At 67.8% G+C, this 12,629-nt stretch carries 14 protein-coding genes; 9 read left to right on the top strand and 5 right to left on the bottom strand.

Annotated elements, in window-relative coordinates:
- Positions 1 to 112 precede the first annotated feature (112 nt).
- Positions 113 to 2,026 (bottom strand): chromosomal replication initiator protein DnaA, encoded by a 1,914-nt coding sequence (gene dnaA / locus ABT254_RS23020; protein WP_351473070.1) that lies wholly within the window; start codon positions 2,024 to 2,026, stop codon positions 113 to 115.
- 374 nt (positions 2,027 to 2,400) lie between these two features.
- Here dnaA and rpmH point away from each other — a divergent pair, with 374 nt between their 5' ends.
- From rpmH to ABT254_RS22975, 9 genes are all read left to right on the top strand, one after another.
- Positions 2,401 to 2,538 (top strand): 50S ribosomal protein L34, encoded by a 138-nt coding sequence (gene rpmH / locus ABT254_RS23015; RefSeq protein ID WP_015659252.1) that lies wholly within the window; start codon positions 2,401 to 2,403, stop codon positions 2,536 to 2,538.
- Between the two features lie 21 nt (positions 2,539 to 2,559).
- On the top strand, positions 2,560 to 2,931 hold the full coding sequence (gene rnpA, locus ABT254_RS23010; RefSeq protein ID WP_351473067.1) for a ribonuclease P protein component: 372 nt from the start codon (positions 2,560 to 2,562) through the stop codon (positions 2,929 to 2,931).
- Complete coding sequence (gene yidD / locus ABT254_RS23005) at positions 2,928 to 3,281, top strand: membrane protein insertion efficiency factor YidD (protein WP_266957591.1); 354 nt, start codon at positions 2,928 to 2,930, stop codon at positions 3,279 to 3,281. The genes rnpA and yidD overlap by 4 nt, the downstream gene beginning before the upstream one ends.
- A 3-nt stretch (positions 3,282 to 3,284) precedes the next feature.
- Entirely contained in the window at positions 3,285 to 4,571 is a 1,287-nt protein-coding gene (gene yidC / locus ABT254_RS23000) for a membrane protein insertase YidC (protein WP_351473064.1), read from the top strand.
- A 15-nt stretch (positions 4,572 to 4,586) separates the two neighbouring features.
- Positions 4,587 to 5,099 (top strand): Jag family protein, encoded by a 513-nt coding sequence (locus ABT254_RS22995; RefSeq protein WP_351473061.1) that lies wholly within the window; start codon positions 4,587 to 4,589, stop codon positions 5,097 to 5,099.
- 120 nt (positions 5,100 to 5,219) lie between these two features.
- Positions 5,220 to 5,936 (top strand): 16S rRNA (guanine(527)-N(7))-methyltransferase RsmG, encoded by a 717-nt coding sequence (gene rsmG, locus ABT254_RS22990; RefSeq protein WP_123966235.1) that lies wholly within the window; start codon positions 5,220 to 5,222, stop codon positions 5,934 to 5,936.
- A 301-nt stretch (positions 5,937 to 6,237) separates the two neighbouring features.
- Positions 6,238 to 7,311, top strand: a complete 1,074-nt coding sequence (locus ABT254_RS22985) for an AAA family ATPase (RefSeq protein ID WP_115907067.1) — start codon at positions 6,238 to 6,240, stop codon at positions 7,309 to 7,311.
- Complete coding sequence (locus ABT254_RS22980) at positions 7,308 to 8,408, top strand: ParB/RepB/Spo0J family partition protein (RefSeq protein ID WP_351473058.1); 1,101 nt, start codon at positions 7,308 to 7,310, stop codon at positions 8,406 to 8,408. Before ABT254_RS22985 ends, ABT254_RS22980 begins: the two co-directional genes overlap by 4 nt.
- A gap of 329 nt (positions 8,409 to 8,737) precedes the next feature.
- Complete coding sequence (locus ABT254_RS22975; RefSeq protein ID WP_351473055.1) at positions 8,738 to 9,355, top strand: GNAT family N-acetyltransferase; 618 nt, start codon at positions 8,738 to 8,740, stop codon at positions 9,353 to 9,355.
- Between the two features lie 96 nt (positions 9,356 to 9,451).
- Here ABT254_RS22975 and trxA read toward each other — a convergent pair whose 3' ends face one another.
- From trxA to sigM, 4 genes are all read right to left on the bottom strand, one after another.
- Positions 9,452 to 9,784, bottom strand: coding sequence for a thioredoxin (trxA, locus tag ABT254_RS22970; RefSeq protein ID WP_003991504.1), 333 nt, complete (start codon positions 9,782 to 9,784; stop codon positions 9,452 to 9,454).
- Positions 9,785 to 9,825: 41 nt separating this feature from the next.
- The gene (trxB, locus tag ABT254_RS22965; protein ID WP_351473052.1) at positions 9,826 to 10,794 is read right to left on the bottom strand and encodes a thioredoxin-disulfide reductase; all 969 of its coding nucleotides are present in this window, start codon (positions 10,792 to 10,794) and stop codon (positions 9,826 to 9,828) included.
- 169 nt (positions 10,795 to 10,963) lie between these two features.
- Positions 10,964 to 11,884: an anti-sigma factor family protein gene (locus ABT254_RS22960; protein ID WP_351473049.1), complete on the bottom strand. Its 921-nt coding sequence runs from the start codon at positions 11,882 to 11,884 to the stop codon at positions 10,964 to 10,966.
- Positions 11,881 to 12,618, bottom strand: a complete 738-nt coding sequence (gene sigM / locus ABT254_RS22955; RefSeq protein WP_351473047.1) for an RNA polymerase sigma factor SigM — start codon at positions 12,616 to 12,618, stop codon at positions 11,881 to 11,883. The genes ABT254_RS22960 and sigM overlap by 4 nt, the downstream gene beginning before the upstream one ends.
- Positions 12,619 to 12,629 lie beyond the last annotated feature (11 nt).

Genomic DNA, 12,629 nt, shown 5'->3' with positions numbered 1-12,629 from the left:
GTGGAGGGCGGCCGTAACTCGGCAGGTAATCGAACAGCGGGCGTCCCCGGCATGACGAAGGGCGCCCCGGGATCGTGGCCCGGGGCGCCCTCGACGGCGTCGTCTGCGGCTGTCAGCCGTTCTTGATGCGGTTCGTCAGCTCGGTCACCTGGTTGTAGATGGAGCGCCGCTCGGCCATCAGATTGCGGATCTTGCGGTCGGCGTGCATGACCGTGGTGTGGTCGCGGCCGCCGAACAGTGCGCCGATCTTCGGCAGGGAGAGATCCGTCAGCTCCCGGCACAGATACATGGCGATCTGGCGGGCGGTCACCAGCGCGCGGCCGCGTGAGGTACCGCACAGGTCCTCGACGGTGAGGCCGAAGTAGTCGGCGGTCGCGCTCATGATGGCCGTCGAGGTGATCTCGGGGGCCGAGTCCTCGCCGCCGGGAATCAGGTCCTTGAGGACGATCTCGGTCAGGCCCAGGTCCACCGGCTGCCGGTTGAGCGAGGCGAACGCCGTCACACGGATCAGCGCGCCCTCCAGCTCACGGATGTTGCGCGAGATGCGGGAGGCGATGAACTCCAGTACCTCCGGCGGGGCGTTGAGCTGCTCCTGGACCGCCTTCTTGCGCAGGATCGCGATGCGCGTCTCCAGCTCGGGCGGCTGGACGTCGGTGATCAGGCCCCACTCGAAACGGTTCCGCAGCCGGTCCTCCAGCGTGACCAGCTGCTTGGGCGGCCGGTCGCTGGAGAGCACGATCTGCTTGTTGGCGTTGTGGAGGGTGTTGAAGGTGTGGAAGAACTCCTCCTGCGTCGACTCCTTGTCCGCGAGGAACTGGATGTCGTCGACGAGCAGGATGTCCATCTCGCGGTAGCGCTTGCGGAAGCTGTCGCCCTTGCCGTCGCGGATGGAGTTGATGAACTCGTTGGTGAACTCCTCCGAGCTCACATACCGCACACGTGTACCCGGGTAGAGGCTTCGCGCGTAGTGCCCGATGGCGTGCAGCAGGTGCGTCTTGCCGAGCCCGGACTCCCCGTAGATGAACAGGGGGTTGTACGCCTTTGCCGGTGCCTCGGCGACGGCGACCGCGGCGGCGTGTGCGAAGCGGTTGGAAGCGCCGATGACGAACGTGTCGAAGAGGTACTTCGGGTTCAGGCGCGCGGTGGGCTCACCGGGGCCGGTGGCCGGCGCGGGCTTCGCGGCCAGCGGGCCGGGGGCGCCGCTGGAGGCGGGCAGCGAGGAGCCGACGGGGCCGCCGCGGTGGACGTGCCCGGAGCCGGACGGCTGCTCGGGCAGTTCCCGGCGGGCGTCACGCTGGTCGTAATCGGGTCGGTGCTGGTCGTAGTCCGGGCGCGGCTGCTCGTAGTCGGGTCGCTGTGCCTCGTAGGGCGGGCGCTCCAACGACTGGGGACGGTAGTCCTGGGAGGGCGGGGCGTACGCGTCCTGTGCCGGGGAGCCGTAGGAGTCCTGCGGCGGCGAGGCGTACGGGTCCCGCTCGGGGAAGCCGAGGCGCTGCTGCTGCCAGCTGTACTCGTCCTGTGACGGGCGCGGCCAGGCGCCGGGCTCGGGGCGCTGGTACTCCGAGGGGTAGGCAGGGCGGGCGGTGGGGAGCTGGTCGCCCGGGTCGCCGGGGGGTTGCTCGGGGCGGTTCGACCGGTGGTCGTCGGCGCGGTGGCGGCCGTAGCCGTCGTACTGCCCGGAGGGGAGTTCGGGTTCCTCGTAGCGCGGCTGGGGGCGGGCCGGTGGCGCCGGCGGGGCGGGGGGTTCGCCCGCGGAGTCGTCGACGGTGATCGCGATACGGATCGGGCGGCCGCACTCACGGCTCAGGGTTTCGCTGACGATGGGGGCGAGGCGCCCTTCGAGCACGCCCTTCGCAAACTCGTTCGGTACGGCGAGCAGTGCGGTGTCGGCGACGAGCGCGAGCGGCTGGCAGCGCCGGATCCAGTGTTCGTCCTTTGTCTCCACGCCCTGCCCGCGGCCGTCGCCGAGGAGCTGTTCCAATACTCGTGGCCACACTGCGGCAAGATCGGCAGGTACGTCAGCCACAGGGCACGCTCTCTCACGGGTCCCACGAACGTGTGATTGTGGGACGGGTCGGGATTCAAATGGGGTGGGGCAGGTACAAGGGAACGAATCGGAGTTCAGCCACGGTAGTCAGGGCGACGGGTGCGGTTCAAGTTGTTGTCCCCAGGCTGTGGATAGTGTCTCCCAGTGACCGCTGGTTTGACCGGATGGCGTAGCCCCGCGTACCGTAACCAGGTCGAGTTGTCGATGGCTGCTGCCGCCTGCCTCCGATGGGCACAGATCGCGTCAGGTGATCGGGAAGCGGTGCAATCGGGCGTAACTGCGAGCTACTCGTGGGCGCACGGTGACAGCCAGGACGGCACCCGCCACCACCGATTAATTTCTGGAGCCCCCGAGTGAGCAAGCGCACCTTCCAGCCGAACAACCGTCGTCGCGCCAAGACCCACGGCTTCCGTCTGCGGATGCGTACCCGTGCCGGTCGCGCGATTCTCGCGAACCGTCGTGCCAAGGGTCGCGCCAGCCTGTCCGCCTGATCCCGGTCAGGTCATGCCGTCGTGCTGCCCACCGAGAACCGGCTGAGGCGGCGCGAGGACTTCGCGACCGCGGTACGACGAGGGCGCCGGGCCGGACGCCCGTCCCTCGTCGTCCATCTTCGTAGCGGTGCCACGGACCCGCACGCGCCTGGGGAGAGCGCTCCCCCGACGCGTGCGGGTTTCGTCGTGAGCAAAGCCGTGGGCGGTGCGGTGGTACGCAACAAGGTCAAGCGCAGACTGCGCCACCTGATGCGCGACCGAGTCGTCCTGTTGCCCCCCGGTAGCCTGGTAGTCGTACGAGCGTTGCCCGGCGCGGGTGACGCCGACCATGCACAACTGGCCCGAGACCTGGATGCCGCCATCGAGCGGCTGCTGGGAGGGGGCGCACGATGAAGTACCCGCTGCTGGCTCTGATCAAGCTGTACCAGTGGACGATCAGTCCGCTGCTCGGGCCGGTGTGCAAGTACTACCCGTCGTGTTCCCACTACGGCTACACGGCCATCGACCGGCATGGTGCGATCAAGGGCACTGCGCTCACCGCGTGGCGCATCCTGCGGTGCAATCCGTGGTCGCTGGGCGGTGTGGACCATGTCCCGCCGCGCAAGCGTCCGCGGTGGCACGAAATGCTGCGTGGCGCCTGGCGTGCACGCAAGGGCGGGCCCTCCGCCGGCGAACCGGCCACCGAGGAGAATCTTCCTTCGAGCCCGGCCGCAGAGACCTCGTCCCATGCCCAAGGAGCATGATTAGTGGACACGATTGCCAGCCTCTTCAGCTTCATCACGACACCCGTTTCATGGGTCATCGTCCAGTTCCACTCGGTGTACGGGAAGATCTTCGGTCCCGACACGGGCTGGGCCTGGGGCCTGTCCATCGTGTCCCTGGTGATTCTGATCCGTATCTGCCTGATCCCGCTCTTCGTGAAGCAGATCAAGGCGACCCGGGCGATGCAGACGCTGCAGCCCGAGATGAAGAAGATCCAGGAGCGCTACAAGAGCGACAAGCAGCGCCAGTCCGAAGAGATGATGAAGCTGTACAAGGAGACGGGTACCAACCCGCTCTCCTCGTGCCTTCCCATCCTGGCGCAGTCCCCGTTCTTCTTCGCCCTGTATCACGTGCTCAACGGCATCGCGACGGGCAAGACGATCGGCGTCATCGACGATCAGCTGCTCGCCAGCGCCCGTCACGCGCACATCTTCGGCGCCCCGCTTGCCGCGAAGTTCACCGACAGCGCCGACAAGGTGGCCCAGCTCGGTGCTGACATCACCGATGTGCGTGTCGTCACCGCCATCATGATCGTTCTGATGTCGGCGTCGCAGTTCTACACGCAGCGCCAGCTGATGACGAAGAACGTCGACACCACGGTGAAGACGCCGTTCATGCAGCAGCAGAAGATGCTGATGTACGTCTTCCCGGTCATGTTCGCCGTCTTCGGCATCAACTTCCCGGTCGGTGTCCTCGTCTACTGGCTGACCACCAACGTGTGGACCATGGGCCAGCAGATGTACGTCATCCACAACAACCCGACCCCGGGTTCCAAGGCCCAGGCCGCCTACCTGGAGCGCCTGACCAAGCACGTCACGCACCACGGCAAGACCCGCAAGCGGAGCGAGAAGACCATCGTCAAGGCGATCGTCGCCAAGGGCCGTGACCGCAACGAGTACGAGCGCAAGTTCATCAACGCCCTGAACAAGGCGGGTCTCGTCGCCCAGACCGACGGCACCGTGATGAAGAGCGACAGCGCTGCCGCCGCCCAGTCCGAGGACGGTACACCGACCACCGGTGGCGCCGCCGCTCCCAGGCGCCAGCAGCCCAAGCGGCAGAGCAAGGCCCAGCGTCAGTCCGGTGGTGCGAAGGCGCCCGGCGACTCCGAGCCGAAGACTTCGCTGAGCAAGTCCGACGAGCCGGAGGACGCCAAGCCCTCCGCCGCTGCGAAGAAGGCCGAGCCGCAGCCTGGTGGCGGTACCGCCCGCAGCAAGGCCCAGTCCGGGCAGCGCAAGGGCCCGCAGCGCCCCAAGTCCCCGTCCAAGAAGTAAAAAGGAGCCCATCCCGTGACGGAAGGCACCACCTCCGCCGCTGCCGAGGGTGCAGACACCCTTACCCGCCTGGAGCAGGAGGGCGAGATCGCGGCGGACTACCTCGAAGGTCTGCTGGACATCGCCGATCTCGACGGCGACATCGACATGGACGTCGAGGCCGACCGCGCTGCTGTCTCGATCATCAGCGACGCGGGCAGCCGCGACCTGCAGAAGCTGGTCGGCCGTGACGGTGAGGTGCTGGAGGCGCTGCAGGAGCTCACGCGCCTGGCCGTGCACCGGGAGACCGGGGATCGCAGCCGGCTGATGCTGGACATCGGCGGCTACCGTGCAAAGAAGCGCGCCGAGCTTTCCGAGCTCGGTGCGAAGGCGGCCGCCGAGGTCAGGAACACCGGCGAGCCCGTGAAGATGAAGCCGATGACGCCGTTCGAGCGCAAGGTCGTGCACGACGCCGTCAAGGCCGCGGGCCTGCGCAGCGAGTCCGAGGGCGAGGAGCCGCAGCGCTTCGTCGTTGTGCTCCCGGCCTGATCGGTTCGTACGTTCCTCCGGCCCCGTCTGTAGCGCAGGCGGGGCCGAGCTTTGTCAGCCTGATAGTTCTGGTGGTCTCGGCGCTCGATGCGCTGATGCGGTACGGAAGGACGGTCCCCCGTGACGGAGGCAGCGGAGCTTCCCCCTGCGCCCGAGCAGGCGCGCGCGGTGTTCGGCGATCGCTTCGCGGACGCGGTCCGCTATGCGGAGCTGCTTGCTGAGGCGGGTGTGCAGCGCGGTCTGATCGGCCCGCGTGAGGTGCCTCGTCTGTGGGAGCGGCATCTGCTGAACTGCGCGGTGCTCTCCGAGGTCGTGCCCGAGGGCGTGACGGTCTGCGATGTGGGCTCGGGTGCGGGCCTGCCGGGCATTCCGCTGGCGCTGGTCCGCGAGGACCTGAAGATCACGCTGCTGGAGCCTCTGCTGCGGCGTACGAACTTTCTCACCGAGGTCGTGGAGCTGCTCGGGCTGGACCATGTGACGGTGGTGCGCGGCCGTGCCGAGGAGGTCATGGGCAAGGTGCCGTCGGTGCATGTGGTGACGGCGCGGGCCGTGGCCCCGCTGGACCGGCTGGCCACCTGGGGCATTCCGCTGCTGCGGCCTTACGGGGAGATGCTTGCGCTCAAGGGCGACACCGCTGAGGAGGAGCTCAAGAGCGCGGCCACGGCGCTCAGCAAGCTGGGTGCGGTGGAGACGTCCATCCTGCATGTGGGTGAAGGCGTGGTGGATCCGCTGTCCACGGTCGTGCGGGTCGAGGTCGGGGAGAGCCCCGGGGGCGTCCGCTTCGCCGCGAAGAAGGCCAAGGCCGCCCGGGCGGGCCGGGCACGTCGTCGGCGCTGATCCGGCCTGACGACGAGACGTACTCCACACAAGCTGCCAAACCTACGCACGCCGGAGTGTCGCGACAGTTCGGCCACCGCTGCTGTGCATCGTGTTTCACGTGAAACGTCGCTCACTGCTGCACGGCATCATCAGCCGCGGCCGCGCCGCTGCCGAACCCCGCGACCGTAAGCCTCTCGGATCACTCGGAGAGGCACCCGTATCCGATGAGACTTGGTCCCCCAGGAGGGGGGCCGAGTTGTCCACAGAGGTGGATTTCTCCACAGAACAACAGGCCTCACTGGTTCACGACCCCGAAGACATGGGAGGCTCTGTTCATTGCGAGCCTGAAGTCGAGGAGAGTGAATCCTTGCGGTCCGACGCCAACATCGCGGGACCGATGACCGATCCGGTCCCCGGTCCCCGTACCGAGTCGATGGGGGAGGATGTTTCACGTGAAACACCGCCCCCGATGGACGACACTCCGATCGGTCGTGCTGCCCAACTGGCGGTGGAGGCTCTGGGCCGCGCAGGCGAGGGCCTGCCACGGCCCGAGCAGACACGCGTCATGGTGGTTGCCAACCAGAAGGGCGGTGTCGGCAAGACGACGACCACCGTCAATCTTGCGGCCTCCCTGGCCCTGCACGGCGGCCGTGTCCTGGTGATCGACCTCGACCCTCAGGGCAACGCATCCACTGCGCTGGGGATCGATCATCACGCCGAGGTCCCGTCCATCTACGACGTCCTGGTCGAAAGCAAGCCCCTCGCGGAGGTCGTCCAGCCGGTCCCCGACGTCGAGGGTCTCTTCTGCGCCCCCGCCACGATCGATCTCGCCGGTGCGGAGATCGAGCTGGTGTCCCTGGTGGCACGGGAGAGCCGGCTGCAGCGGGCCATCCAGGCATATGAGCAGCCGCTGGACTACATCCTGATTGACTGTCCCCCTTCGCTCGGCCTCTTGACGGTCAACGCGCTGGTGGCCGGCGCGGAGGTTCTCATCCCCATCCAGTGCGAGTACTACGCGCTGGAGGGTCTGGGCCAGCTGCTGCGCAATGTCGACCTGGTACGGGGGCACCTCAACCCCACGCTGCATGTATCGACGATCCTGCTCACCATGTACGACGGTCGGACGCGCCTCGCGTCCCAGGTCGCGGACGAGGTGCGCAGCCACTTCGGCGACGAGGTGCTGCGGACGAGCATTCCCCGCTCGGTCCGCATCTCCGAGGCGCCGAGTTACGGGCAGACAGTGCTGACCTACGATCCAGGATCGAGCGGTGCCCTGTCCTATCTTGAGGCGGCACGAGAAATCGCGCTGAAGGGTGTGGGCGTGTCCTACGACGCGCCGCACGCCCATATCGGCGCCCAGAGTGATCCAAGCATGGTGGAGGGGATTCAGTGAGCGAGCGACGGAGGGGTTTGGGCCGTGGTCTCGGCGCACTGATCCCTGCTGCCCCGACGGAGAAGACACCGGCCCCGGCCGCGATGGGGGGCGCTGGTTCTGCGTCTCCGTCTGCGGTCCCGGTGCTGACCACCGACCGGGGAGTGGCCGCGGCGAAGGTGACGACGCTGCCGCCTGTTTCACATGAAACCGAGGAGCCGTCGCTGTACGGCGTCGCGGAGGAGCCCGGGTCTCCTGTGGGCGCCCACTTCGCGGAGCTCCCTCTCGACTCGATCACGCCGAACCCGCGCCAGCCGCGTGAGGTCTTCGACGAGGACGCGTTGCAGGAACTCGTCACCTCCATCAAGGAGGTGGGTCTCCTCCAGCCGGTCGTCGTACGGCAGTTGGGTCCTGCCCGCTACGAGCTCATCATGGGCGAGCGGCGCTGGCGGGCCTGCCGGGAGGCCGGCCTGGACGCGATCCCGGCGATCGTGCGGGCCACGGACGACGAGAAGCTTCTCCTGGATGCCCTGCTGGAGAACCTGCATCGGGCGCAGCTGAACCCGCTGGAAGAGGCTGCTGCCTACGACCAGCTTCTGAAGGACTTCAACTGCACCCACGACCAGCTGGCCGACCGGATCGGTCGTTCCCGTCCCCAGGTCTCCAACACGCTGCGGCTGCTGAAGCTCTCGCCGGCGGTCCAGCGCCGGGTGGCTGCCGGGGTCCTGTCCGCCGGTCATGCGAGGGCGCTGCTCTCCGTCGAGGACTCGGAGGAGCAGGATCGGCTGGCCCACCGGATCGTGGCCGAGGGGCTGTCCGTACGAGCCGTGGAGGAGATCGTGACCCTGATGGGGTCGCGGCCGCAGACGGCCCAGCGGTCCAAGGGCCCTCGGGCCGGCGCGCGGGTCTCTCCTGCGCTGACCGACCTCGCGACCCGTCTCTCGGACCGTTTCGAGACACGGGTGAAGGTCGACCTGGGGCAGAAGAAGGGCAAGATCACCGTCGAGTTCGCCTCCATGGAGGACCTCGAGCGGATCCTCAGCAGCCTCGCTCCCGGCGAGGGACCGGTTCTGCAGAAGAGCCTCCTGGAAGACGATTCCGAGGAACTCGAGGCCTAGACAGCCTGTGGCCGACCGGGCGGTTTCGCTCGCTGGGCCAACGGAGTGGGCCGTGTCCGGTGTGTACCGGAACACGGCCCGCTCTTTGCTTTCAGGCGGTATCGATGGAATCGCTTGGTCGATACGATGCGTTCGGGTATGGCGCATCCACCCGGCAGTACCTCTGAGAGGGAGGCAGGGGCCATGCGAACGATGAGCCGCAGCGGACTGGTGAGCGCAGGTCTCGGACTCGGCGCGGTCGGCGGCTTCGTCGGCAGCCTGCTGAGGGAACGGAGCGCTCTGACAGCCGCCCGCGACGCTGCGGGCGAAGGAAGCGAGGAACAGGCTTCATGGGGCGTCGGCTCGTACCGCTCACGCTGGACAACCTTCAGGACCTTCCCCAGCGCTGTCGTGCGTGTGTCTTCTGGGAGTTGGACCCAGTCAGCGGTGAGGCCGCGGTAAAAGCGGGCACGTCCGCCCTGGAGAAGGAAGCGTGGATTTCCGCGGTCCTGCTGGACTGGGGGTCCTGCGGCCGGGTCGTCTACGTCGACGATGTACCGGTGGGCTTCGTTCTCTACGCCCCTCCGGCTTATGTTCCGCGCTCCGCGGCTTTCCCCACGAGTCCTGTTTCGCCTGACGCGGTACAGCTGATCACCTCGTTCATCATGCCGGGCTATCAGGGGCAGGGGCTTGGACGAGTCATGGTCCAGACGGTCGCCAAGGATCTACTGCGGCGGGGCTTCAAAGCAATCGAGGCTTTCGGGGACGCACGGTGGAAGGAACCCGCCTGCGTCCTGCCGGCTGACCATCTTCTGGCCGTGGGCTTCAAGACGGTCCGCCCGCACCCTGCTTACCCCCGCCTGAGGTTGGAACTGCGGACGACGCTCTCCTGGAAGGAAGACGTGGAGATGGCGCTCGACCGGTTGCTGGGGGCTGTGCAGAAGGAGCCGGCGCTCAGGCCGCTGTGAAGAGCATCCGGACAAGCGAATGGGCCAACCCCTCCGGGGTTGGCCCATTCGTGTTTCACGTGAAACATCCACCGCCGACTCGACGGCTTGTGCCGACTACTCGGCGATGAAGTCCTCGAGGTCGCGGACGATCGCGGCCTTCGGCTTCGCACCGACGATGGTCTTGGCGACCTCGCCACCCTGATAGACGTTCAGCGTCGGGATGGACATGACGCCGTACTTGGCGGCCGTACCCGGGTTCTCATCGATGTTGAGCTTGACGACCTCGATCTTGTCGCCGTACTCGGCGGCGATCGCCTCGAGAGACGGCGCGATCTGGCGGCACGGGCCGCACCAGGCGGCCCAGAAGTCCACCAGTACGGGCTTGTCGCTCTTGAGGACGTCCTGCTCGAAGGAGTCGTCGGTCACATTCTTCAGGGTGCCGGCCACGGCGGGCTCCTTAACTGGTTGGTGCGTGGGGCGGATGGAGGTCAGACAGAGGTCTTCTCGGGCTCGGCCTGCTCCTCGTCCGCAAGGGCGGCGAGGAAGCGCTCGGCGTCGAGCGCGGCGGAGCAGCCGGTACCGGCGGCGGTGATCGCCTGACGGTAGGTGTGGTCGACCACGTCACCGGCGGCGAAGACACCGGTCAGGTTGGTGCGGGTGGAAGGAGCGGCGACCTTGAGGTAGCCCTCCTCGTCGAGGTCGAGCTGGCCCTTGAAGAGTTCGGTGCGCGGGTCGTGGCCGATCGCGATGAACAGGCCGGTGACCGCCAGGTCCGAGAGTTCGCCGGTCTTGAGGTTGCGCAGCTTCAGGCCCGAGAGCTTGGGGTCGCCCTGGATCTCGGCGACTTCGCTGTCCCACACGAACTTGATCTTCGGGTCGGCGAAGGCGCGCTCCTGCATCGCCTTGGAGGCGCGCAGGGTGTCCCGGCGGTGGACGATCGTCACGGACTTGGCGAAGCGGGAGAGGAAGGTTGCCTCCTCCATCGCGGTGTCGCCGCCGCCGATCACGGCGATGTCCTGGTCCTTGAAGAAGAAGCCGTCACAGGTGGCACACCAGGAGACACCGCGGCCGGAGAGGGCGTCCTCGTTCGGCAGGCCCAGCTTGCGGTGCTGGGAGCCGGTGGTGACGATGACGGCCTTTGCCTTGTGCACGGTGCCGGCGGTGTCGGTGACGGTCTTGATCTCACCGGTCAGGTCGACGGAGACGACGTCGTCCGGGACGAGCTCGGCACCGAAACGCTCGGCCTGGGCTCGCATGTTGTCCATGAGCTCGGGACCCATGATGCCGTCCCGGAAGCCGGGGAAGTTCTCCACGTCGGTCGTGTTCATCAGCGCGCCACCGGCGGTGACGGCGCCTTCGAACACGAGCGGCTTCAGCGACGCGCGCGCGGTGTAGAGCGCCGCCGTGTAGCCGGCGGGCCCGGAGCCGATGATGATCACGTTACGGACGTCGCTCACGGCTTGTTTCCTCGTCTCTGGACTGCGTCGTCGGACCGGGGGAGCCCCTCTCAGAACTCTCACCCCACCCAACGGATCCTAAGGGGCGCGCATTCCCACTGTGTCCGGGCACACGGAGGCGCGACACGGGTACGGGATACCACGCATGGCGGAGACGAAGCGTGTGCGTTCAGGGACGGGTGTAGGAGTGCGTCAGGAGAACCTTCGCCTTGGCGGCGGACGCATGGCTCACACAGCTCGCATCCACGATGTACGCGGTCACCTTGTTGCTGGCGGAGGCGTCCGGCATGACCACGAGCAGGACGTCCGTCCTCTTGTAGGTCCCTGGCTTCGTCGCGAGCGCCGGCTCGGTGCGTCCGATGCCGTTACGGACGCAGTCCGGCACCGTGGGCTCCTTGAAGACCTTGGGCTGGTTGGTGCCGCCCTCCACGCCGAAACTGTGCGGAGCATGGGAGCCGCTGCCGGAGCCCTGGCTCTTGAGGAGACCGGTGACCTGGCCCTCCAGATTGGCCTGCGAGAAGGTGTCCGCGGTGGAGGGCTCCCGGCCCTGGGCCTCAGACGCGGGTGGTTTCCCGTCGTTCAGCGACGTGAGCAGGACCGAGCCGAAGCCCAGTGCGGCGACTGTGAAGACGGTGCCCAGGATGGCAACCCTGCGGCGGCCGCCCCACTTGCGCTGCTTGCGACCCGGTCCGGTGGCTGCGGAGGCCCGCGAATGCCCCGCGGGACGGTCTGCTGTTGCCGATGTTTCACGTGAAACATGCGCGCTGTCACGGGCGTCGTCCGTGGAACGGGAGGCGCCGACGAGCGTCGGGGCGTCCCTGGTGTCCGGTGCCGTCGCGTTCAGCAGTGCCTCAGCTGCGAGCGCGGCATCGATACGGCCTGCGACATCGGCGGGCATGCGGGTCGGGCCCGGCACCGAACCGAGCAGCCCCCGGATCTCCTCCAGCGACGAGTAGACGTCCGCGCAGAGCTCGCACTCGTCGAGGTGACGTCGCACGTCGGTAGTCCGGGACGGCGGAAGCAGCCCCTCGGTGAGGTCGGAGATTTCGGCGACGTCCGGGTGTCCGGCCATGTCCGTCGTGGATGTCACGCTCGCCCACCTCCGCCCTTCACAGCAGCTGAATCGCTTGACCCGGTATCCGGCCCTCTGTCGCGTGGACCGGCAGTCGGCGGTCCCGCTGCCGGTGGGACGGATGTCCCCTGCGTCCGGTTCCGCCCCTGACTCGGTTCCTTGCCGCCACCGGCGTTTTCCGGACGGAGGTGGGTGAGGAGCGGCAGGAGTCTGGCTCTGCCGCGGGCGCAGCGGCTCTTCACCGTGCCGGTGGGGACATCGAGCACACGGGCGGCTTCGGCGACCGGGTACCCCTGCATGTCCACCAGGACGAGGGCGGCGCGCTGATCGGCCGGCAGGGTGCCGAGCGCCTCCAGCAGCTGCCGGTGCAGGTCGTTGCGCTCTGCGGGGGCCGATGCCTCCTCGTGGGGCTCCAGCAGTTGCTCCAGCCGCTCGGTGTCGTCGACCGGGGAGGTCTTGCGTGAGGCGGCCTTGCGGGCGCGGTCGAGGCAGGCGTTCACCGTGATCCGGTGCAGCCACGTCGTGACGGCCGACTGACCCCGGAAGGTGTGGGCGGCCCGGTAGGCGGACACCAGGGCGTCCTGGACGGCGTCAGCGGCCTCCTCCCGGTCCCCCAGCGTCCGCAGGGCCACCGCCCACAGCCGGTCACGATGACGCCGCACAAGCTCGCCGAAGGCGTCCGGGTCGCCCTCTACATGGCGGGCCAGGAGGTCCTGATCGCTTGCGTCGCCGTATGCGGTGTCATCTGCCATCGGACCCCCTC

The sequence above is a fragment of the Streptomyces sp. NPDC001137 genome, assembly GCF_040298885.1.
Classification (GTDB): Bacteria; Actinomycetota; Actinomycetes; order Streptomycetales; family Streptomycetaceae; genus Streptomyces.
The sequence above is the reverse complement of the archived record's forward strand: the minus strand, read 5'-3'. Positions and strand labels throughout refer to the sequence as shown.

Excerpts from the sequence above, each read along its gene's own strand:
- ABT254_RS22975 (WP_351473055.1), top strand. The coding sequence starts at position 8,738 with ATGGGGCGTCGGCTCGTACCGCTCACGCTGGACAACCTTCAGGACCTT.
- yidD (WP_266957591.1), top strand. The coding sequence starts at position 2,928 with ATGAAGTACCCGCTGCTGGCTCTGATCAAGCTGTACCAGTGGACGATC.
- ABT254_RS22985 (WP_115907067.1), top strand. The coding sequence starts at position 6,238 with ATGGGAGGCTCTGTTCATTGCGAGCCTGAAGTCGAGGAGAGTGAATCC.
- sigM (WP_351473047.1), bottom strand. The coding sequence starts at position 12,618 with ATGGCAGATGACACCGCATACGGCGACGCAAGCGATCAGGACCTCCTG.